The organism is Microbacterium tenebrionis (assembly GCF_020682665.1).
In the GTDB taxonomy this organism is placed as follows: Bacteria; Actinomycetota; Actinomycetes; order Actinomycetales; family Microbacteriaceae; genus Microbacterium; species Microbacterium tenebrionis.
On record NZ_JAGTTM010000003.1, the window covers coordinates 36,903 to 59,134 of the forward strand.

19 protein-coding genes are annotated in these 22,232 nt (G+C 68.7%); 15 read left to right on the forward strand and 4 right to left on the reverse strand.

Annotation, left to right across the window (positions count from 1 at the left end; translation table 11 throughout):
• Window positions 1-25: 25 nt before the first annotated feature.
• Complete coding sequence (locus tag KEC56_RS09295) at window positions 26-1,852, reverse strand: AMP-dependent synthetase/ligase (protein ID WP_227530749.1); 1,827 nt, start codon at window positions 1,850-1,852, stop codon at window positions 26-28.
• A gap of 180 nt (window positions 1,853-2,032) precedes the next feature.
• Here KEC56_RS09295 and KEC56_RS09300 point away from each other — a divergent pair, with 180 nt between their 5' ends.
• Both KEC56_RS09300 and KEC56_RS09305 read left to right on the forward strand, forming a co-directional pair.
• Window positions 2,033-2,719 (forward strand): lysophospholipid acyltransferase family protein, encoded by a 687-nt coding sequence (locus KEC56_RS09300; RefSeq protein WP_175988033.1) that lies wholly within the window; start codon window positions 2,033-2,035, stop codon window positions 2,717-2,719.
• A 38-nt stretch (window positions 2,720-2,757) separates the two neighbouring features.
• Entirely contained in the window at window positions 2,758-4,089 is a 1,332-nt protein-coding gene (locus tag KEC56_RS09305) for a class II 3-deoxy-7-phosphoheptulonate synthase (protein WP_227530750.1), read from the forward strand.
• 93 nt (window positions 4,090-4,182) lie between these two features.
• Here KEC56_RS09305 and pknB read toward each other — a convergent pair whose 3' ends face one another.
• A complete protein-coding gene (gene pknB, locus KEC56_RS09310) occupies window positions 4,183-6,123 on the reverse strand; it encodes a Stk1 family PASTA domain-containing Ser/Thr kinase (protein ID WP_227530751.1) in 1,941 nt (646 codons plus the stop codon).
• Window positions 6,124-6,212: 89 nt separating this feature from the next.
• Window positions 6,213-7,199: a LysM peptidoglycan-binding domain-containing protein gene (locus KEC56_RS09315; protein WP_443676915.1), complete on the reverse strand. Its 987-nt coding sequence runs from the start codon at window positions 7,197-7,199 to the stop codon at window positions 6,213-6,215.
• A gap of 190 nt (window positions 7,200-7,389) precedes the next feature.
• On the opposite strand from KEC56_RS09315, the gene KEC56_RS09320 reads away from it, so the two are divergent.
• Entirely contained in the window at window positions 7,390-7,737 is a 348-nt protein-coding gene (locus KEC56_RS09320) for an Rv2175c family DNA-binding protein (protein ID WP_227530753.1), read from the forward strand.
• Between the two features lie 4 nt (window positions 7,738-7,741).
• On the opposite strand, the gene KEC56_RS09325 is transcribed toward KEC56_RS09320, so the two are convergent.
• Window positions 7,742-8,830, reverse strand: coding sequence for a polyprenyl synthetase family protein (locus KEC56_RS09325; protein WP_175988041.1), 1,089 nt, complete (start codon window positions 8,828-8,830; stop codon window positions 7,742-7,744).
• A gap of 87 nt (window positions 8,831-8,917) precedes the next feature.
• Between KEC56_RS09325 and KEC56_RS09330 the strand changes: the two genes are divergently transcribed.
• From KEC56_RS09330 to KEC56_RS09385, 12 genes are all read left to right on the forward strand, one after another.
• On the forward strand, window positions 8,918-9,307 hold the full coding sequence (locus KEC56_RS09330; protein WP_227530754.1) for an SCO2097 family morphological protein: 390 nt from the start codon (window positions 8,918-8,920) through the stop codon (window positions 9,305-9,307).
• 267 nt (window positions 9,308-9,574) lie between these two features.
• Window positions 9,575-10,006: a division/cell wall cluster transcriptional repressor MraZ gene (gene mraZ / locus KEC56_RS09335; protein ID WP_175988045.1), complete on the forward strand. Its 432-nt coding sequence runs from the start codon at window positions 9,575-9,577 to the stop codon at window positions 10,004-10,006.
• Between the two features lie 99 nt (window positions 10,007-10,105).
• Window positions 10,106-11,044 (forward strand): 16S rRNA (cytosine(1402)-N(4))-methyltransferase RsmH, encoded by a 939-nt coding sequence (rsmH, locus tag KEC56_RS09340; RefSeq protein ID WP_175988047.1) that lies wholly within the window; start codon window positions 10,106-10,108, stop codon window positions 11,042-11,044.
• Window positions 11,041-11,616, forward strand: a complete 576-nt coding sequence (gene ftsL, locus KEC56_RS09345) for a cell division protein FtsL (protein WP_227530755.1) — start codon at window positions 11,041-11,043, stop codon at window positions 11,614-11,616. Before rsmH ends, ftsL begins: the two co-directional genes overlap by 4 nt.
• A gap of 39 nt (window positions 11,617-11,655) precedes the next feature.
• On the forward strand, window positions 11,656-13,437 hold the full coding sequence (locus KEC56_RS09350) for a peptidoglycan D,D-transpeptidase FtsI family protein (RefSeq protein ID WP_227530756.1): 1,782 nt from the start codon (window positions 11,656-11,658) through the stop codon (window positions 13,435-13,437).
• A gap of 28 nt (window positions 13,438-13,465) precedes the next feature.
• Window positions 13,466-14,878 (forward strand): UDP-N-acetylmuramoyl-tripeptide--D-alanyl-D-alanine ligase, encoded by a 1,413-nt coding sequence (locus tag KEC56_RS09355; RefSeq protein WP_227530757.1) that lies wholly within the window; start codon window positions 13,466-13,468, stop codon window positions 14,876-14,878.
• Window positions 14,875-15,984 (forward strand): phospho-N-acetylmuramoyl-pentapeptide-transferase, encoded by a 1,110-nt coding sequence (gene mraY / locus KEC56_RS09360; protein WP_175988051.1) that lies wholly within the window; start codon window positions 14,875-14,877, stop codon window positions 15,982-15,984. Before KEC56_RS09355 ends, mraY begins: the two co-directional genes overlap by 4 nt.
• A complete protein-coding gene (gene murD, locus KEC56_RS09365; RefSeq protein WP_227530758.1) occupies window positions 15,981-17,534 on the forward strand; it encodes a UDP-N-acetylmuramoyl-L-alanine--D-glutamate ligase in 1,554 nt (517 codons plus the stop codon). The genes mraY and murD overlap by 4 nt, the downstream gene beginning before the upstream one ends.
• Entirely contained in the window at window positions 17,497-18,687 is a 1,191-nt protein-coding gene (gene ftsW / locus KEC56_RS09370) for a putative lipid II flippase FtsW (RefSeq protein ID WP_175988053.1), read from the forward strand. The genes murD and ftsW overlap by 38 nt, the downstream gene beginning before the upstream one ends.
• A complete protein-coding gene (locus KEC56_RS09375; protein WP_227530759.1) occupies window positions 18,684-19,763 on the forward strand; it encodes a UDP-N-acetylglucosamine--N-acetylmuramyl-(pentapeptide) pyrophosphoryl-undecaprenol N-acetylglucosamine transferase in 1,080 nt (359 codons plus the stop codon). The genes ftsW and KEC56_RS09375 overlap by 4 nt, the downstream gene beginning before the upstream one ends.
• A gap of 38 nt (window positions 19,764-19,801) precedes the next feature.
• Window positions 19,802-21,202: a UDP-N-acetylmuramate--L-alanine ligase gene (gene murC / locus KEC56_RS09380; RefSeq protein WP_227530760.1), complete on the forward strand. Its 1,401-nt coding sequence runs from the start codon at window positions 19,802-19,804 to the stop codon at window positions 21,200-21,202.
• Between the two features lie 3 nt (window positions 21,203-21,205).
• Complete coding sequence (locus KEC56_RS09385) at window positions 21,206-22,153, forward strand: cell division protein FtsQ/DivIB (RefSeq protein ID WP_227530761.1); 948 nt, start codon at window positions 21,206-21,208, stop codon at window positions 22,151-22,153.
• Window positions 22,154-22,232 lie beyond the last annotated feature (79 nt).

Here is a 22,232-nt window from a genome sequence, read left to right on the forward strand (position 1 = left end):
AACCGGGGCATTGTTCGTCGGGTGCTCAGCCGATCGCGACGTTCGTCGTCTGCACCGGCTCGTCGTAGATCGCCGAGATCTGGTCGGCGAAGTCCGACACGATCACGTTGCGCTTGATCGACATCTTCGGGGTGAGGTGACCGCTCGCCTCCGTCCACTCCGTGTCGAGGATCGTGAACTTGCGGATCGATTCCGCACGCGAGACGCTCTTGTTCGCGATGTCGACCGCACGCTGCACCTCGGCGCGGACGGCCTCGTTCTTCGCGGCATCCGCGATCGACATGTCGGCCGGGAGACCGTTGTTGCCGAGCCATGTCGGCAGCATCTCCGGGTCGAGAGTGATGAGAGCCGAGATGAACGGCTTCTGATCGCCGACCACGACCACCTGTCCGACGATCGGGTTCGCCCGGATCGGGTCCTCGAGCGCTGCCGGAGCGACGTTCTTGCCGCCGGCCGTGACGATGATCTCCTTCTTGCGGCCCGTGACCGTGAGGTAGCCCTCGGAGTCGAAGCTGCCGATGTCGCCGGTGCGGAACCAGCCGTCATCGAACGCATCGGCGGTCGCCTCGGGGTTGTTCCAGTACTCGCGGAACACGTTGATGCCCTTGACCTCGATCTCGCCGTCCTCGGCGAGACGCACGCCGACGCCGGGGAGCACAGGGCCGACCGTGCCGATCTTCGTCTTGTCGGCGACGTTGACCGTGGCAGGGGCCGTCGTCTCGGTGAGGCCGTAACCTTCAAGGATCACGACGCCCAGGCTGTGGAAGAAGTGCCCGAGGCGGGGTCCGAGGGGAGCGGAGCCCGAGACGGCGTACTGGACGTTGCCGCCCATCGCCTCGCGCAGCTTGCCGTAGACGAGCTTGTCGAACAGGGCGAACTTGATCTTCAGCCCGAACGGGATCTTCTGGCCCTCTTCGAGCAGTCGCGAGTGCTCGATCGCGGCAGCGGCCGCGGCGCGGAAGATCTTGCCCTTGCCGCCTGCCTCGGCCTTCTGCTCGGCGGAGTTGTAGACCTTCTCGAACACACGCGGCACGGCCAGGAGGAAGGTCGGCTTGAACGAGCCGAGCGCTGGCAGCAGCTGCTTCGTGTCGGGCTGGTGCCCGGTGCGCACACCGGCGTGGACGTCCAGGATCGAGATGAATCGCGCGAAGACGTGGGCGGTCGTGATGAACAGCAGGGTGGATGCTCCGGGCGTCTGCACGACCTTGTCGAGCGACTTCGCCGAGTTGCGGGCGAGCTCGACGAAGTTGCTGTGCGTGAGCACGCAGCCCTTCGGGCGGCCCGTCGACCCCGAGGTGTAGATGAGGGTCGCGATGTCGGAGCCGACGGCGATGTTGCGGCGTCGCTCGATCTCGGCATCCTCGACGCCCGTGCCGGCGGCGGTCAGCGTGTCGATGGCGCCCAGATGCATCTGCCAGACGTCGCGGATGAGCGGGAGGTCGCCGCGCACCTCGTCGAACTTGGCGAAGTGATCAGCGGACTCGAGCATGATCGCGATCGCGCCGGAGTCCTCCATGATCCACTGGATCTGGCCGGGGGAGCTGGTCTCGTAGATCGGCACCATCACGGCGCCGGCGTAGAAGAGCGCGAAGTCGACCAGCGTCCACTCGTACGTCGTGCGCGCGAGGAATCCGACCTTGTCACCGGGCTGGATGCCGGCTGCCACGAAGCCCTTCGCGAGCGCGATGACCGCGGTCTGGAAGTCGGCGGCGGAGATGTCGCGCCAGCCGGAGCCGTCGGGGACGGAGAACAGCGCGAGGTTCGGGGTGGCCTCGGCGCGCTTCACCAGAAGATCGGTGATGTTCGCCTCGGGGTCGGCGGGGACGATCGCGGGGACTTCGAATTGGACCACGGCAGCTCCTTCGGTACCGGTCGGGCACGGCTTTCCCTGAGTCTAGGGCACAACCTCATGCGAACCCGGTGGGTTTTGGTATTCAGTAGCGTATCAAGTGAGACTCAGTCGCACGCCTCGGGAAGGTCGTCGACGCGGTGATGATGTCGGTCCGACACCCCGGAGATAGACTTCCAGACGATGTTCTACTGGCTGATGAAGTACGTGGTGGTTGGCCCCATCGTCAAGGCGGTCTTCCGCCCGTGGATCGTGGGCCGAGCCAACGTGCCCCGCAACGGTGCGGCGATCCTCGCGAGCAACCACCTCTCGGTCTCCGATTCGATCTTCCTTCCGCTGCTCATCGACCGGCCGATGTCGTTCCTGGCGAAGAGCGACTACTTCACCGGGCGCGGCCTCAAGGGCTGGGCGACCAAGAACTTCATGAAGGCGACGGGGCAGATCCCCATCGACCGCTCGGGAGGCAAGGCCTCCGAAGCGTCGCTCAACACCGGACTTCAGGTGCTCGGGCGCGGCGATCTGCTCGGCATCTATCCGGAGGGTACCCGCAGTCCCGACGGCAAGCTGTACCGCGGGCGCACCGGGCTTGCGCGCATGGCCCTTGAGGCGAAGGTGCCGGTGATCCCCGTCGTCATGGTCGACACCGACACCGCGATGCCGATCGGCCGGACCGTCCCACGGGTCGTGCGCGTCGGGATCGTCATCGGAGAGCCGCTCGACTTCTCCCGCTACGCCGGGATGGAGAACGACCGCTACATCCTCCGATCGGTCACCGACGAGATCATGGTCGCCCTCCAGCGACTGGGCGAGCAGGAGTACGACGACGTCTACGCGTCGTCGGTCAAGGAGCGGATGCCGCGGCTGTCATGACGGCACGGCGCTGCGCGCCGCGCCGGTAAGCTGGGCAGATGCCGCAGCACGCTCTCGACACCTGGCGCGACCTCCCCATCAAGCAGCAGCCGACGTGGCCCGACGCTGAGCGCGTGGCCGACATCTCCCGGCAGATCGCCGCGCTCCCGCCGCTCGTGTTCGCCGGTGAGGTCGACAACCTCCGCGACCGGCTCGCCCGTGCGGCATCCGGCGAGGCGTTCCTGCTGCAGGGCGGCGACTGCGCCGAGACGTTCGCCGGGGCGACGGCCGAGCAGATCCGAAACCGGATCAAGACCGTGCTGCAGATGGCCGTCGTTCTCACGTACGGCGCGTCGATGCCCGTCGTGAAGATGGGGCGCATGGCCGGCCAGTTCGCCAAGCCCCGCTCCAGCGACTCCGAGACCCGCGGAGACGTCACGCTCCCGGCCTACCGCGGTGACATCGTCAACGGCTACGACTTCACCGAGGGCTCGCGTCAGGCCGACCCCGGCCGTCTGCTGCAGGGCTACCACACCGCAGCATCCACGCTGAACCTCATCCGGGCGTTCACGCAGGGCGGTTTCGCCGACCTCCGCGAAGTGCACTCGTGGAACAAGGGCTTCGCGCAGAACCCCGCGAACCAGCGCTATGAGCGCATGGCGGCCGAGATCGACCGCGCCATCAAGTTCATGGAGGCGGCGGGCGCGGACTTCGACGAACTCAAGCGCGTCGAGTTCTTCACCGGTCACGAGGGCCTGCTCATGGACTACGAGCACCCGATGACCCGCATCGACTCGCGCACGAGCACGCCGTACAACACCTCCGCGCACTTCCTGTGGATCGGGGAGCGCACGCGCGACCTCGACGGCGCGCACGTCGACTACTTCTCGAAGATCCGCAACCCCATCGGCGTGAAGCTCGGCCCCACGACGACGTCCGAGACGGCGCTCGCGCTGATCGACAAGCTCGACCCGAACCGCGAACCAGGGCGCCTGACGTTCATCACGCGCATGGGCGCGGGGACGATCCGCGACGCCCTGCCGCCGCTGCTCGAGGCCGTCCGCGACTCCGGCGCGACCCCGCTGTGGGTGACCGACCCCATGCACGGCAACGGCATCACCACACCGACCGGCTACAAGACGCGTCGCTTCGACGACGTCGTCGACGAGGTGCGCGGCTTCTTCGAGGCGCACCGCGCGGTCGGGACGTTCCCCGGCGGCATCCACGTCGAGCTGACCGGCGACGACGTCACGGAGTGCCTGGGCGGATCCGAGCAGATCGACGAAGAGGGCCTCGCCACCCGCTACGAGAGCCTGTGCGACCCGCGCCTGAACCACATGCAGAGCCTGGAGCTCGCGTTCCTCGTCGCCGAGGAGCTCGAGAAGCGCTGAGTCCGCTCGCGCCCCCGGCCCATAACGCCGCGAACCGCCCTTCCGGATGCCGAGGAAGGGCGGTTTCTGCGTTGACGACGGGCGGGACGACCGCTAGAGGACGCCGCGGATCTGCATGTAGACCTCGGCTCCGGAGCGGCGCATGGATCCCGCGGCCGGATCGGTTCCCGTGACCTCGGTGTTGGAGTCGGCCAATGCGCTCCAGAAGCCGTTCCATGTCGGCTCGAATCCGGCATCCCGAAGCGCCTGAGCGGCTTCGTCGCGCGTCATCCCCGACACCTCGGGGACCTCGAACAGCTGCGGCCCGAGCGAGACGACGAGCGTCATGGTGTCGCCGGGGCGCCAGTTGCCGCCGCCGTCTCGCTCCCCGGTGCGGATCACGCGGCCCTGCTCGACGTCGTTGCTGTACTCCTCGACGGTGTTCGTCGTGATCTGCTTCTCGCCCAGTGCGTTCGACGCCTCGTTGACGGTCATGCCGGTGACGTCCGGCAGGCCGCCGAGCGACACGACGAGGTTGGCGGTGTCGTCCTCGAAGACCTCGCAGCCCTCGCCGCAGGCGACGGCGTCGCCGCCACCGCGCGGCGTGATGGTCGCGTTGATCACGATGTCGTTGTCGGCGTTCGAGTAGAGCTTCAGCACGTCGTCGGAGACGTTGATCCCGAGCCCGGCGAGATAGTCCCGCGCTTCATCCACGGTCTTGCCGTTGAGCGTCTCGACCGTGCGAGGGGCCGGCCCCGTCGAGATGAAGACCGTCACCTCCGTGCCTTTGTCGAGACGGTCTCCTTCTGCGGGTTCCGTTCGGATCGCGACGTCCGGGTCCACGTCGACCGAGCTCTCACCCGCCTGCACGGCGACGAAGCCCTCGTCCTTCAGCGCGGCGGCTGCCTCGTCGTACGTCATCCCGGCGACCGAGGGCACAGCCACGAGCGAACCCGGCCCCGACCCGAACCACCAGCCGACGCCTCCGGCGAGCACGGCGAGCAGCATGACGAGGGCGAGCAGGAACGCTCCGCGTGCCCGGCGCTTCGAGGTGCGGCGGCGCAGCAGTGTCGCGTTGTCCATCGGCTGCGCGGCGACGGGCCCCGTGACGGGATCGAGAACCATGGTCGAAGGCATGACCTTGGTGAGATCGCCCGAGTCGGACTGCGTGCGCATCGGTGCCGTGGTCGCGGCAGGCGCGGGGGAGATGCCGAGCTGACGCTCGATCTCGCGCAGCCGGTCGAGCATCTGCTGGGCGTCGTCCGGACGCTCGTCCGGAGACTTCTCCGTCGACCACAGCACGAGCTCGTCCAACTGCTCGGGCACGCCGGGGTTGCGGACGCTCGGCCGCGGAACCGACTCCGTCGCATGCTGGAATGCGATCTGCATGGGCTGCTCGCCCTTGTAGGGCTGCTCGCCGACGAGCATCTCGTAGAGCATGATGCCGAGGGCGTAGATGTCGCTGCGCGCATCGGCCGTGCCGCGCGTGACCAGCTCGGGGGCGAGATATGCGATCGTGCCGAGCAGCTGCTGCCCGGTGGCGGTGTTCGCCGTGGTGGCCCGCGCGAGTCCGAAGTCGCCGATCTTGATGCGGCCGTCTTCGGCGAGCAGAACGTTCTCGGGCTTGACGTCCCGGTGCACGATGCCGGCTTTGTGAGCGGCCGCGAGCCCTGACAGGATCGCATCCATGATGGAGATCGTCTGCGGGACCGTGAGCCGCTTCTGCTCGCGGAGCAGCTCCCGCAGCGTGATCCCGGGCAGATACTCCATCACGAGGTAGGCGAGTTCGCCGTCCTGCCCCTGATCGAAGACGTTGACGACGTGCGGATCCGCGAGGCGCGCGGCCGCACGGGCCTCCTGGATGAACCGGCTCTGGAACACGGCGTCGTCGCTGAGGTGACCGTGCATGACTTTGAGGGCGATGCGCCGCTCGAGGCGGAGATCGGTGGCGACGTACACGGTGGCCATGCCGCCGCGCGCGATCCGCGCACGGACCCGGTACCGACCGTCGACAAGCCGCCCGATGAGGGCGTCTGCCTGCTGATTGGTCGTCACGTACAGATTCTATGGAGAGCTGGCTGAAAGCCCGGGGAGCGCCTCACCCTTGGCCCGGTATTCCGCGCACAGCAGGTATGCGGCGACGCTCAGCCGTAGAGGTCGAGCCAGGTGTACGCCGCCTGCTCCCATTTCGCGTAGCGATCGGGGTACGCGGAGATCTGCACGGCCTGCGCGGCCTCGGCGAACGACATCTTCTCCCACCCCGGGATGTCCAGGAGGCCCCGGGTGGTCGTGCCGTCCGGGTTGGACGCGCCGACGAAGAACGCGCGGATGCTGTACCCGCGATTCATGATCTGCTCGGGCTCGCCCCACCCGGTGCTGCTGCGCTGCTGGAACAGTCCCAGAGAGTCGCGGTCGCCCCATTCGAGGTTGCGGAGCCAGGCCTCGACCATGGACGTGCCCAGTGCGATGGCGATGCCGCGCTCGGGGACGCCGAGTTCGCGGCCGATGCGGATGATGAGGGTGGCGTTCTCCGCCTGGAGCGCGTTGAGGTCGGCCGAGGTGGATGCGGCGGACGGCGTGGGAACGGATGCCGGGGCGGCCGCTGCGGCCGGCTGCGGCGCGTTCGCGGCCGCGATGCGGATCGTCTGACCCGGGTAGATGATCGAGCCGCGGCCCAGACCGTTCGCGGCGAGGACCGCGTCGACAGACGTGCCGTGCTTCTTCGCGATCGCGAAGATCGTGTCGCCCGCGACGACCGTGTGCGAGCCCGTGGCCGTGGTCGACGGAGCCGCGGCCGGCGCCGGGGCGGCCGGCGTGCTCGCTGATGGGGCGGGAGCGGGAGCAGCGAGACGGATCGTCTGACCGGGGTAGATGACCGTCCGCCAGCCCAGGCCGTTCCATGTCAGGACGTCGGCCGCGGCGAGGCCGTGCCGCTGTGCGATGCCGGCGATCGTGTCGCCCGGACGCACGGTGTACGAGGCGGGCTTCGCGGCTGCCGGGACGGGGCGAGGGGTCTTCTCGAGCTGGAGCGCGCCGCCAGCGCGTGCCTGCAGGGGCGTGGGTGCCGTGTCCGCGGGAGCCGCGGCGTGCGCGGGCGTTGCGGCCAGCGCTCCGACCAGGACGCTGACCATCGCGGCCGGCGCACCGATCTGGGCGGATCTCTTGCGGTTCGACATCGCTGCGAGTCTCACGGTTTCCCTCCTGTTCGGACCCTGAAACGCTGACACGGATGTAAAGGGAAGTCAACCAAAGTGACGAATGTGATGCATGTGACAGAAGAGGCGATGTGCGCCATCGCGGCGGAGGTGAGATAGTCGAGACGTGTCTGACGTACCTGCAGCATCCCCCGGCGACTGGCTGACCACTCCTGACCTCGTCGAGGTCCTGGGGGAGCCGCTCGGCCGGGTCCGCCGACTGATCGCCGAGCAGCATCTGGTCGGCTCGACCCGCAACGGCGCGTTCGCCGTTCCCGGCATCTTCATCGTCGACGGACGCCCACTGGCCTCTCTGCGCGGAACGATCATCGTGCTCGCAGATGCAGGCTTCTCCGACGACGAGATCATCGACTGGCTGCTCGCCGAGGATGAGGAGCTGGGCAGACCGCCCATCGCCGCGCTCCTCGACGGGCACAAGAGCGCCGTCCGCCGCGTCGCGCGCGCACTGGCCTGAGGCCTCAGGCGGTTCTGACCGTCGCCGCCCTGGCGAGCTCGCGGAGCGTGCCGACCGCCGCAGTCTCGAGCCGTGCGCCCGACAGGGCGCGATCGGCCTCTGCGGCGTAGTCCTCGATCATCGCCTCGACGCGGTCCAGCGCTCCCGAGGCCGTGATCGTCGCCTGCAGTGCCGCGACCTGGCTCGCATCGAGGTCAGGATCGCCCAGCAGGTCGTCGAGCACGCGGCGCGCGGGGGCGTCGAGGTGCTGGCGTGTGAGCGCCACGAGCACGGTCCGCTTGCCCTCGCGCAGGTCGTCTCCCGCCGGCTTGCCGGTGACGGACTCGTCGCCGAACACGCCCAGCACGTCATCGCGCAGCTGGAAGGCCATCCCGACCGGATGCCCGAACGCGCGCAGCGCGCGGAGCTGGTCGGCATCCGCCCCGGCCAGCTCCGCACCCAGCGCGAGCGGCTGCTCGATGCTGTATCTGGCCGATTTCAGCGAGACGACGCGCAGGGCGCGCTCGGCGTGCTCGTCGTCGGGATTGACGCGCCACGCCGATTCCTCGGCGATGTCGAGGAACTGGCCGGTGGTGACGTCACGACGCATCCGCGCGTATCCGGCGCGGACGTCGGGGGCGTGCGGATGCTGCGCGAGAGCATCTTCAAGCAGATCATCGCTCCACGAGATGAGCAGGTCGCCGAGCAGGATGGCGGCCGAGCGGCCGAACGCCGCCGCATCGCCGCCCCATGAGCGGGCGACGTGCTCGTGCTCGAGAGCGCGGTGTGCAGCGGGCCTGCCGCGGCGGGTGTCGGAGTTGTCGATCAGATCGTCGTGCACGAGCGCGGCCGACTGGAACACCTCGAGCGCGGCGCACAGGTCCCATACGGCGTCGGACTCAGCCGCCGTCCGGTCCGCGAAACGGGCGACCGCCTGCCAGCCGGCGTGGCAGAAGCGCGCCCGCAGACGCTTGCCTCCCTGCAGAGTGGCGACGGCGGATTCGATGAACAATGCGGCATCGGGCCCGTACTCCGCGGACTCGGCCCGCAGACGTGCGGTGAAGCGATCCAGGCGGGTGGCGACGGCCTGCTGGACTTGCTGGGAGAGGGGCACGATAATCAGCTTAGGTTCTCAGCCGAAACCTAGCCTCAGCCCGCGCGCTGAGCGTAAACTGGAGGACACTGACCCGAGGGAGGCGTCATGCCACTGTCTGAACAGGAGCAGCGTCTGCTCGATGAGATGGAACGCCATCTCCTGCACAACGATGCCGACATCGTCAGCGCGCCCTCCGGCGATCGAGCACTCAGCTACCGCAACCTCGTCTACGGCGCTGTCCTGCTGCTGGTCGGCATCGGAGCGCTCGTCGCCGGCGTCGCACTGGGCAGCCAGCTCGGCCCGGTCGTCAGCATCGTCGTCGGCGTCATCGGCTTCGCGGCCATGCTCGCCGGCGTGATCCTCGCCGCGACCCCCACGCGCCGCACCGGCACGAGCCGTTCGCCGAAGGCCCAGACGCCGAAGGGCCCGCAGAACTCCTCGTCTTTCATGGACCGCATGAATGACCGCTGGGATCGCCGCCACGAGGGTCACTGACCCCGGGGCCTCCACCAGCCCCCACTTCACAAGCCCGGATGCGCAGAGCATCCGGGCTTTTTCGTCGTTCTGAGACGATCTCCTCCACTCCGGCTCCACTGTCCTCCACTGGTAATCCATGCCCTTGATCCGCGGAATCCTGCGGGTCTGCTCGCGTGTGCTCCGAAGTTCTGCCATTCTCTTCGCAACTCTTCCTATATAAGTGGAGGGAAGTGGAGTAAAGTGGGGAACACCTCGAGTTGGCCGGACGAAGGGGGGTGATGGCCGATGTTGCTGGGAACGTATTCACCGAAGCTCGACGACAAAGGGCGCGTCATCCTTCCGGCGAAGTTCCGTGAAGACCTCGGAGGCGGCATCGTCGTCACCCGCGGTCAGGAGCGCTGCCTCTACGTCTTCAGCACGGCCGAGTTCGAGGCGATGCACGAGCGGATCCGGCAAGCGCCGCTCAGCAACAAGCAGGCCCGTGACTTCCTGCGCATGTTCCTCTCGGGGGCCAGCGCAGAGATGCCCGACAGCCAGAACCGCATCACCATCCCCGGTCACCTCCGTCAGTACGCGGGGCTCGAGAAGGAGCTCATCGTCACCGGCGTCGGCGCCCACGCCGAGATCTGGGATGCCGCGGCCTGGAACGACTACCTCGCCGCCGGCGAGGAGAGCTACTCAGAACTGGAGCAGGAGGTGATTCCCGGACTCTTCTGACCTCGGCTGTGATGCCCCGCCGCTCCCGCCCCGACACACTTCCCCGGTGCCGGGTCGTGAAGCGGAGGGGGATCAGGGCCCAGGTCCCCGGAAACGATCATGAACCTCCGCGACATCCACACCCCAGTACTCCTCGAGCGCTGCATCGAGCTCATGGCCCCGGCGCTGCAGCACGACGGCGCGATCGTCGTCGATGCGACGCTCGGCATGGGCGGGCACTCCGAAGCGCTGCTCGAGCGATTCCCGAACATCCGCCTGATCGGCCTCGACCGCGACACCGACGCGCTGCGCATCGCCGGCGAACGCCTCGCGCGCTTCGCCGACCGCGTCACCCTGGTCCACACCGTCTACGACGAGATCGGCCTGCATGCGCAGGGTGCCTCGGCCATCCTCATGGACCTCGGCGTCTCCTCGCTCCAGCTCGACGAAGCAGACCGCGGCTTCGCCTACTCCAAGGATGCTCCGCTGGACATGCGGATGGACCAGACCAAGGGCGTGACCGCGGCCGAGGTGCTCGCGACCTACAGCGAGGGCAACCTCCGCCGCATCTTCGAGCGGTACGGCGAGGAGAAGCTCGCCGCACGCTACGCCCGCTTCATCGTGCAGGCGCGCGACGAGAAGCCGCTGGTCCGCTCCCAGGACCTCGTGGACCTGCTGCAGTCCGCGACCCCGGCAGCTGCGCAGCGCGCCGGTCACCCCGCCAAGCGCGTGTTCCAAGCTCTGCGCATCGAGGTGAACTCGGAGCTGAGCGTGCTCGCCGACGCGATTCCCGCCGCGATGGATGCTCTCGCCGTCGGCGGCCGGATCGTGATCATGAGTTACCAGTCGCTGGAGGACCGCCTGGTCAAGCAGGCGTTCGCCGCGGCATCCGCGTCGACGGCGCCGGCGGGGCTTCCCGTCGAACTGCCCGAGCACGCACCGCGATTCCGCACGCTCACCAAGGGAGCCGAACTCGCGAGCGACGAGGAGAAGGCGCGCAATCCGCGTGCCATACCGGTGCGCCTGCGCGCCGCAGAACGAGTGAGGGAGGCCGCATGAGCCGCGCCACCGCAGCAGCCCTGCTGCCCGAGACACCCCGGCCGAACACCGCGGCGCCCCGTACGGAGCGCCGCCTCACGAGCGTCACGGCGCCGGCCCCGCGTCGACGCCCGAAGCTCGCCTATGCCCTCGTCGCGGTGGCCGGCGCCGCCGCGATCGCCGCCGCGCAGATCGGGCTGTCGCTGGCGATCACCAACGACTCGTTCGTCCTCGCCGACCTCACCTCCCAGCAGCGCGAACTCGATCTTCAGACCAGCGCTCTGCAGGACGATCTCGCCGGGATCTCGTCACCGCAGCTCCTGGCGACGAAGGCCTCTCAGCTGGGTCTCGTCGTCGCGGGCCCGGCGTCGTACCTGCGACTGAGCGACTCGGCCGTGCTCGGTTCGGACGAGGGCGCCAGCTGGGGCTCGACGGTCAATCCGGAGGGAGCGGGCGCCGTCAACAACGCTCTGCTCGACGAGGACGCGCAGGAGGCGGTCGCGGCGGAGGAGAACGCCGAGACGAGCACGACGAAGGACCCCGACCTGCCGCCGGCCATCACCGATGGTCTCCCCAGCCCCACCACCCGCTGACACCGACCCACCGCTGACACAGGACACGGAGAGAGCCGCATGACCACTCGAGCCACGCGCGGACCGCGCCGCCGGACCGTCGTCGCCCTCGCCGTCATCCTCATCGTGCTGTCGGCGTTCGTCGTGCGCCTGGTCGACATCCAGGTCGTCAGCGCCAGCGACCACGTCGAGGACTCGCTCCAGGTCGGCCAGCTCGGCAGCACCGACACGATCCACGGCGACCGTGGTTCGATCGTCGATCAGAACGGAATCGCGCTCGCCGCGAGCGTCAAGGTCTACGACGCCCAGCTCAGCCCGAGCCTCATGCAGGAGCTCGAGGACGACGAGAAGAACCCTCCCAAGGTGCCGTGGAACGAGGCATCCGACCGGATCGCAGCGATCATCGGGCAGGACCCCGAGGAGCTCCGCGCGGCTGTCGCGGCCAACCTCGAGGCCGACCCGAACTCGCAGTACTACCAGCTCGCCAAGGGCCTCAGCACCGAGAAGTACCTCGAGCTGCGCGACCTCGGGCTGCTGTACGTCTACGCGAAGGCCCGCGAGACCCGCGTCTATCCGAACGGCGCCGTCGCAGGCAACGTCGTCGGCTACGTCGACTCGGCCGGCGACGGCCAGGCCGGCATCGAGCAGATGCAGACGCAGTGCCTGTCGCCCACGAGCGGGGAGCGCAGCTACCTCCGCGGCAAGGACGGCGTCACGATCCCCGGAAGCGAGCGGACTGTCGATGCCGTCGACGGCGGCACCGTGACGCTCACGATCAACAGCGACCTGCAGTGGTACCTGCAGCAGATGATCGCCGAGGAGGCGCAGACGCAGAAGGCGCAGTCCGGCACGGTCACGGTGGTCGAGATCGAGACGGGCAAGATCCGTGCGGCGGCCGAGTGGCCCTCCCTCGACCCCAACGACCTGAACGCCTCGTCTCCCGATGACTGGGGCACCAAGGTGTTCGGCAACACGTTCGAGCCCGGCTCCACGTTCAAGGCCGTGACGGCCGCGGCCCTCCTCGACTCCGGCGCCGTCGACATGAACACGACGGTCACGGCATCCAGCCACGAGAAGTTCGCCAACGGCGCCGTCATCAACGACGCGTTCGTCCACGGCGCCTATCAGTACACACTCGCAGGGGCCCTCATCGACTCCTCGAACGTCGCGCTATCCAAGTTCGGCACCATGGTCGACCCGCAGGTGCGCTACGACTACCTGGAGAAGTTCGGGGTCGGACAGACGACCATCGACTTCCCCCGTGAGGCGACCGGTGAGATCCACCCCGTCTCCGAGTGGGACGCGCAGTCGCTCTACACGACGACGTTCGGCCAGTACTACACCGTCACCGCGCCTCAGCTCGCGAACGTCTACCAGGCGATCGGCAATGACGGCGAGAAGATCGACATCTCACTGATCGAGTCGTGCACGATGCCCGACGGCACCGTGATCACCCCCGAGGCCCCGAAGCACGAGCAGGTCATCAAGAAGAGCACGGCGACGACCCTGCAGCGGATGCTCGAGAACGTCGCCGTCCAGGGGGGACTTGCCGATCAGATCAAGATCCCCGGCTACCGGATCGGCATCAAGACCGGTACCGCGCAGGTCACCGACGGCAAGGGCGGCTACAAGAAGGGCGTGTACTACACGAGCATGGTCGGCATCGCCCCGATCGATGACCCGAAGTACGCCGTCGTGGTCACTCTGGACCAGCCGACTAGGATTACATCGTCCGCAGCAACCGCATCCGCCTTCCAGAAGGCGATGGCACAGGTCCTGAAGACCTACCGCGTATCGCCGTCCACCGAGCCGATGGACGAGCCGCTGCCCAAGTTCAAGTAGCCGGCCACGTGCCGCGCATGGAGACGTCATGATCGCCCTGTCGCTCGCCGAGATCGCAACCATCACCGGCGGCGACCTCCGCCTCGTCGGAACCGACACCGACAGCACCCTCGTCGACGGCGTCGTCGACACCGATTCGCGGAACATGACCGCGGGCGGGATCTTCATCGCCAAGCCCGGTGCCGACACCGACGGTCACCGGTTCGTGGGCGCCGCAGTCGCGAACGGTGCGGTGCTCGCTCTCGTGGAGCACCTCGTCGACGACGAGGTCACGCAGATCGTCGTCCCCGACGTCGTCGAGGCACTCGGCGCACTCGCCCGCGAGGTCGTCGCACGCGTGCGCGCAGCAGGCGATCTGAAGATCGTCGGCATCACCGGTTCGAACGGCAAGACCACGACGAAGAACTTCCTGGCGCGGATCCTGCAGGACGACGGCGAGACGGTCGCGCCCATCAACTCCTACAACAACGAGGTCGGCGCCCCGGTGACGATGCTCCGCGTCACCGAGACCACGCGGTACCTGGTCAGCGAGTTCGGCGCTGCAGCACCCGGCAGCATCGCGAAGCTCGCGGGCCTCGTGGAACCCGACGTCGCCGTCGTCCTCATGGTCGGCATGGCGCACGCCGGGGGCTTCGGCGGGATCGAGGCGACCGCCAAGGCGAAGTCCGAGCTCGTCACGGCATCCCGCGCCGACGGCACGGCCGTCCTGAACATCGACGACCCGCGCGTGGCCGCCATGCGCGAGATCGCTGACGGGCGGGGGATGACCGTCCTCGGCTTCGGCCGGAACGAGGAAGCCGCCGTCCGGGCATCCGACGTCGAGGTGTCGGCATCCGGTACGCGGGCGACCATCACGGCCGGCGGCGCGTCCTACCCGCTGCATCTGAAGGTGCTGGGCGCCCACCACATCAGCAACGCCCTCGCCGCCATCACGGCCGCCGGCGCCCTCGGCGTGTCGCCCGCGGACGCCATCTCCCGACTCGAGACCGTCGAGATCGCCGAGCGGTGGCGGATGCAGCCGATGGGCAACGACCGCGTCCGCATCATCAACGACGCCTACAACGCCAGCCCCGACTCCATGGCCGCAGCTCTGCGCACGCTCGCGCAGATCACCGCTCCGGGTGAGCGCACCGTCGCCGTCCTCGGTGCGATGAGCGAGCTGGGCGAGACCGCGGGGGAGGAGCACGATCGGATCGGGCTGCTCGCCGTCCGCCTGAACATCCAGCGCATCGTCGTGGTCGGACCCGAGGCGCGACGGCTGTATCTCGCCGCCGTCGGCGAGGGATCCTGGGACAGCGAGGCGATCCATCTGCCCGATCAGGATGCCGCGTTCGAGTACCTGCGCACCGAGTTGCGCGACGGCGACCGCGTGCTCGTGAAATCGTCCAACTCCGTGGGCCTGCGGCACCTCGGCGATCGTCTGGGAGAATTGTTCTCGTGAGATCACTCCTCATGGCGGCCGCGATATCGCTCGCCTTCACCCTGTTCCTCACCCCCGTCTTCCTCCGGCTGTTCCGCCGGTGGGGCTGGGGCCAGGTCATCCGCACCCCCGAAGACATCGCGAACCCGAGCCACGAGGCCAAGCGCGGCACCCCCACCATGGGCGGCGTGATCTTCATCGTCGGCACGATCGTCGGCTACTTCACCGGCGTCGTAGCCGGCGGCAGCGAGCCTGCGCTCTCGGCCATCCTCGTGCTGTGGCTCATGGTCGGATTCGGAGCCGTCGGTTTCATCGACGATTACATGAAGGTGCGCTCCCAGCGCAGCCTCGGCCTCTCCGGCTGGCGCAAGGTCATCGGTCAGCTCGTCGTCATGATCCCGTTCGGCGTCGTCGCGCTGAACTTCCCCAACCAGTACGAGCAGACCCCGGCGAGCGGCTACATCTCGCTGTTCCGCGACATCTCGTGGCTGAACCTGTTCGCGTTCGGGGTGATCATCGGCTGGATCGTCTACCTGGTCTGGATCGCCGTCATCGGCATCGCGACCTCCAACAGCGTCAACCTCACAGATGGTCTGGACGGCCTTGCCGCCGGCGCCGGGGTCTTCGTCGTCAGCGCGTACAGCCTCATCGCCTTCTGGCAGTTCAAGCAGTCCTGCGTCGGAACGGGCGTCGACAGCGATGCGCTCGACGCGTGCTACGAGGTCCGCGATCCGTTCAGCCTCGCGATCGTGGCGGCGTCCTTCGCCTCCGGTCTCATCGGCTTCCTGTGGTGGAACGCACCCAAGGCCAAGGTGTTCATGGGCGACGTCGGATCCATGGCCATCGGCGGCGTGATCACCGCCATGGCGATCCTCACCCGCACCGAGCTGCTCCTGCTCGTCATCGCCGGGATCTTCGTGCTGTCGTCGGGATCGGTGATCCTGCAGCGCCTGTACTTCAAGATCACCCGCGGCAAGCGCCTGTTCCTCATGAGCCCGTTCCACCACCATCTCGAGATGCGCGGCTGGCTCGAGGTCACGATCGTCGTGCGCCTGTGGATCATCGCCGGGCTCCTCGCGGTCGCGGCGATCGGCCTGTTCTACGTCGAGTGGCTGACGCTCGCATGAGCGCGCCCCTGGACGCCCTCACGAGCTGGCATGCCGACTGGAAGGGTCTGCGCGTCGCGGTCCTCGGGCTCTCGGTCACGGGGTTCTCGGCCGCCGACACCCTCACCGAGCTCGGTGCCGACGTCCTCGTCATCTCCGAGTCCGCCTCCGAGGAGTACGAGCGGCTGGTCCCGGTCATCGGCGCGCGCCTCGCGCTCGGACCGCTGGATGCCGTCCCGCAGGAACTCGTCGACTTCGCACCGCAGGTCGTTGTCGCATCCCCCGGCTTCGCGCCGTCGCATCCGCTGATCCGCTGGACCCAGGATGCCGGAATCGCCCTGTGGGGCGACGTCGAGCTGGCCTGGCGGGTGCGCGACAAGGTCGTGCGCGCCGACGGAACTCCGGCCGACTGGGTGCTCATCACGGGCACCAACGGCAAGACCACCACGACGCAGCTGACGGCGACGCTACTCGTCGAGGGCGGACTGCGGGCTGCACCGTGCGGCAACATCGGCGTCCCCGTGCTGGATGCCGTGCGCGACCCTGCCGGCTTCGACGTGCTCGTCGTCGAGCTGTCCAGCCATCAGCTCTGGTACATCGGTCAGAGCGCGCCGGAAGGCGAGCTCGTGCCGCACTCGTCGGTGTGCCTGAACATCGCCGACGACCACCTCGTCTGGCACGGCAGCGCCGACGCCTATCGGGCTGCGAAGGCGTTCGTCTACCGCAACACGCGCGTCGCGTGCGTCTACAACAAGGCCGATCTCGCGACACGCGAGATGGTCGAGGACGCCGACGTCACCGAGGGCGCCAGGGCGATCGGGTTCGACCTCGGCGTGCCGGGTCCCGGCGACCTCGGCATCGTCGACGGCATCCTCGTCGATCGCGCCTTCCTCGACGACCGTCGCAACAGCGCCCTCGAGCTCACGACGATCGCCGAGCTCGAGCGACTCGGACTGTCGGCCCCGCACATCGTCCAGAACATCCTCGCCGCGAGCGCTCTCGCCCGCGCGCTCGGGACGCAGCCGGAGGCCATCCGCCGCGCGCTCGCGGGGTTCCACCTCGACGAGCACCGCATCCAGGTCATCGCCCGTCATGCGGGCATCACCTGGGTGGACGACTCCAAAGCAACCAACCCGCATGCTGCGGCATCCTCGCTGCGCGCGTACCCCGGCGCCCTCTGGGTGGTCGGCGGCGATCTCAAGGGCGTCGACCTCACGGAGCTCATCGCGGGCGCCGGCCGCACGGCGGGCGCAGCACTGGTGATCGGCGTGCGGCGCGACGAGATCGTCGCCGCATTCGCACGACACGCGCCGGACGTACCGGTCCACGAGGTCGTCACTGGTGAGACTGAAGATGTCATGACCCGAGTGGTGCAGCTCGCCGCGGGGATCGCGACCGACGGGAGCACGGTGCTACTGGCCCCGGCGGCGGCATCCTTCGACCAGTTCACGAGCTACGCGGATCGTGGCCGCCGTTTCGCCGAGGCGGTGCGCACGTGGATCGACAGTACTGGGACCGACAGGGGGAGTGCCGATGACACAGGTGGCTCGCCCTCCGCGCACCGACCCTGACTCCGGAGCACGCGGACTTGCGGCGCGCGTCTCGCTCGGCCGCATCTTCACCCCGCCCTCGAGCGAGTTCCTCCTCATCTCCTCCACGGCGCTGCTGCTGACGATCTTCGGGATCGTCATGGTCATCTCGGCCACGAGCGCGACCGAGACCGGTGTGATGGACACCGCGCTCAAGCAGGCCACGTTCGCCGTCATCGGCATCCCGCTGATGTTCCTCGTGAGCAGGCTGCCGATCGGGTTCCTCAAGAAGATGGCGTGGCCGGCGCTGATCCTCGCGACGATGATGCAGCTGCTCGTGTTCACCCCGCTGGGCATCGAGGACGCCGGAAACCGCAACTGGATCGACCTCGGCGTCGTCTCGATGCAGCCCTCGGAGTTCCTCAAACTCGCCCTCGCCCTGTGGATCGCCTACGTGCTGCTGCGCAAGCGCACCCGCCTGGCCATCTGGCACCACGTGTTCATCCCCGTCGTTCCGGTCGCACTGCTCGCGATCGGGACGGTCATCGCGGGCAACGACCTGGGCACGGCGATGGTGCTCGTGCTGATCCTGCTCGGCTGCCTCTTCTTCGCCGGGGTCAAGCTGCGGCTGTTCATCCTGCCCGTGCTCCTCGGGATCGTCGGCGTTGTCGCCCTCGCGATCGTCAGCCCCGACCGGATGCGCCGCATCACCGCGGTCTGCTCCGACATGAGCAACTACGAGCACGACTGCTACCAGTCGATCCACGCCGTGTGGGGCATGGCCAACGGCGGGATCTTCGGCCTCGGCCTGGGCAATTCGCAGGAGAAGTACGGATGGCTCCCCGCGGCCGCCAACGACTTCATCTTCGCGATCGTCGGCGAGGAACTCGGTCTCATCGGCTGCATCGTCGTGCTCGCCCTGTTCACGTTCTTCGCGGTCGGCGCGTTCCACATCATGCGCAAGACGAGCGACCCGTTCATCCGCGTCGCGACGGGCGGGATCACCGTCTGGATCCTCGGTCAGGCGCTCATCAACATCGGCGTCGTGATCGGCGTCTTCCCCGTCATGGGCGTGCCGCTGCCGTTCATGTCGCAGGGCGGAACGGCGCTGCTGGCGGTGCTCCTCGCGTGCGGCGTGCTACTGGCGTTCGCTCGCACGATTCCCGCATCAGAGCGGGGTATGGTCGCGAAGTGACCTCGTACCTTCTCGCCGGCGGTGGCACCGCCGGGCATGTGAACCCCCTGCTCGCCGTCGCCGACGCACTGCGCGAGCGGGAGCCCGACGCCGACGTCCTCGTCCTCGGCACGAAGGAGGGCCTGGAGGCGCGGCTCGTCCCGCAGCGCGGCTACGAGCTGCTCATCGTCGACAAGGTGCCGTTCCCGCGGCGGCCCAACGCGCAGGCGCTCAGGTTCCCCTCGCGCCTCGGGCGGGCTGTCGGTCAGGTGCGGCGGCACATCCGCGAGCACGCGGTCGACGTCGTGGTGGGCTTCGGCGGATACGCCTCGGCACCCGCCTACATCGCGGCTCGTCGCGAGAACGTGCCGTACGTCGTGCACGAGGCGAACGCGAAGCCCGGCCTCGCGAACCGGCTGGGAGCCGGGGGAGCGGCGGGCATCGGCGTCGCCTTCGCCGGCACGCCGCTGAAGAACAGCGAGGTCGTCGGGATGCCGCTGCGCCGCGAGATCGTCGCCCTGGACCGTGCGGCGCTGCGCGCCGAGGCCGCAGAGGCGTTCGGGCTGGACGCCGGCCGCCCTGTGCTGCTCGTGTTCGGCGGGTCGCTCGGCGCTCAGCGCCTGAACGAGGCCATCGCCGGCTCGTGGGGAGACGTGCTCGCCGCCGGATGGCAGCTGCTGCACATCACGGGCGAGCGCAGCGAGCTCGAAGACCCGGAGGTGCCCGGCTATGCGATGCGACGATACGTCGACCGCATGGACCTGGCGTTCTCTCTCGCGGATCTGATCGTCTCGCGAGCCGGATCCGCGACGGTCAGCGAGATCAGCGCGCTCGGCATCCCCGCCGCGTACGTGCCCTACGCGGTCGGCAACGGCGAGCAGCGTCTGAACGCGGCGTCGGCGATCGCGGCAGGAGCGGCGATCCTGCTCGAGGACGGCACGTTCGACGGCGACGTCGTGCGCCGGGAGATCGTGCCGCTCATGGGCGACCGCACCCGCATCGACGCGATGACTGCGGCGGCCGAGCAGGTCGGCACGCGCACGGGCACCGAGAACGTCATCGCGATGATCGATCGCGCGCTCGGCGCGGGGCGCTGAGCCCGCTCCTGGGCCCCGCGAATTAGGATGGATCCGACATGATCAGACCTGACCTCTCGCTCCCGATCCCGGAGTCCATCACCGCAGCCCACTTCATCGGGATCGGCGGTTCCGGCATGAGCGGCCTGGCGAAGATGTTCCTCGATGCCGGCATCCGCGTCTCCGGATCCGACCGGGCCGACAGCGACAATCTACAGGCTCTCGCCGCCGCGGGGGCGACCGTCCACGTCGGCCACGACGCCGCGCACCTCGGAGATGCCGACACGGTCGTGCACACCGGCGCGATCTGGCCCGAGAACCCCGAGTTCGTCACCGCGAAAGAACGCGGACTGCACGTCATCCACCGCTCTCAGGCGCTGCACTGGCTGATCGGAGGGCGCCGGCTCGTCTCCGTTGCGGGCGCCCACGGCAAGACGACCTCGACCGGCATGATCGTCACGGCGCTGCAGGCGCTCGGCGCCGATCCGAACTTCGTCAACGGCGGTGTCATCGAGCAGCTCGGGACTTCGAGCGCCTCCGGGGCGGACGACCTGTTCGTCGTCGAGGCCGACGAGTCGGACGGCACCTTCCTGCTCTACGACACGGCCATCGCGCTGATCACGAACGTCGACCCCGATCACCTCGACCACTACGGATCCGACGAGGCGTTCCACGACGCGTTCATCCGATTCGCGGATGCCGCTACCGAAGCGGTCGTGATCTCGAGCGACGATCCGGGAGCGCTGCGCGTCGCAGCAGGCCTCTCGCACCCGAACGTCATCACGTTCGGCACCGCCGAGGGCGCAGATGTGCGCCTCACGGAGATCTCTGCCACGGGTCCCGTCGCGGCGACCATCGCACGCGGGGGAGAGACCGAGCGCATGCAGCTCGCCGTCCCCGGGGTCCACAACGCGATCAACGCCGCCGGCGCGGTCGCCGTCCTCCTCTCGCTCGGCTACGGGCTGGTCGACGCCGTGCGCGCAGTGGAGGGGTTCGCCGGGACCGTCCGCCGGTTCGAGCTGCACGGCGTCGAGCGCGGCGTCAGCGTGTTCGACGACTACGCCCATCACCCCACCGAGGTGAAGGCGGCGCTCGAGGCTGCGCGCGGCGTCGTCGGCGACGGACGCATCATCGCGATCCAGCAGCCGCATACGTACTCCCGCACCCAGCACATGTACCGGGAATTCGCCGAGGTGCTCGAGACGCACGCCGACCACACGGTCATGCTCGACGTCTACGGCGCCCGCGAGGACCCCGTCCCCGGCGTCACCGGAGAACTCGTCAGCGGGGCATTCGCCGACCAGGGACACGTGCACTACGTGCCCGACTGGCAGCAGGCGGCCGAGTACACCGCCTCGATCGTCCGCGAGGGCGACTACGTGATCACCCTGGGCTGCGGCAACGTCCACCTGATCATCCCGCAGGTGCTCGAGGCGCTGCGGCAGAACGCAGAAGGCTGACCCGTGCGTCGCCCGGCCCCGCTTCCGACTCCGCCGGAGGAGGCGCAGTCCGCTCCGGCGCGGCCCCGCCGCCCCAGTGCGTCGCGCGAACGGGCCGACCTGCGTGCCGGGGATGCGGGCGCAGAGCAGAGGATGCCCGACCGGGTGGATGAGCACAGCGACCCGGATGCGTTCGACGAACGGGAGAGCCTGGAAGGGCTCACCGCACGCGACGTCTGGAAGGCCGCCCGTGCGCGCCGCAAGCGCCTGCGCGCCGAGATCAGGCGGTTCACGCAGCGGTCGCGTCGCCGGCGAATGGTGTGGCTCGGCACCCTCGGCGCGGTCGTGCTCCTCATCGGCGGGAGCGTCATCGCCGCGTACAGCCCGTTGTTCGCCGTCGAGCGGATCACGGTCGCCGGCGCCTCCAGACTCGATGCGGCGACCGTCGAGGCCGCGCTGTCCGACCAGATCGGCCGGCCTCTCGCCCTCGTCGACGACAGCGAGGTCAAGGCGGCTCTGCTGGCGTTCCCACTCATCGAGACCTACGCACTCGAGGCGAAGCCTCCGCATGACCTCACCGTGCGGATCGTCGAGCGCACACCGATCGGCGTCATCGAGTCGGATGCCGGGTACACGCTCGTGGATGCCGCCGGCGTCGCATTGAGCACGACCGAGCAGGTGCCGGACGGGCAGCCGATCCTGCATGTCGAGGGAGGCCCGGGGTCGGACGTCTTCGAGGCCGCAGGACTCGTCGTCCGCTCTCTGCCCGACGAGCTGCGGGCGCAGCTGACCGAGGTCACCGCCGGCACGCTGGACGACGTGACGCTGAAGCTGTCCACCGGCCTCACCGTCGTGTGGGGGAGCTCCGAGGACTCCGTCCTCAAGAGCGTCACCCTCAGCAGCGTCCTCGTCGCCAAGCCCGACGCCCGCAGCATCGATGTCTCGTCCCCGCAGGTGCCGGTCGTCGGCTGACGTCCCGATCCGCTCGTTTGCGAGGGGAAACGCGCGACACGCCCGTGTCGCTGCCCGCGCGCGCGGGAACGGCGCTTAC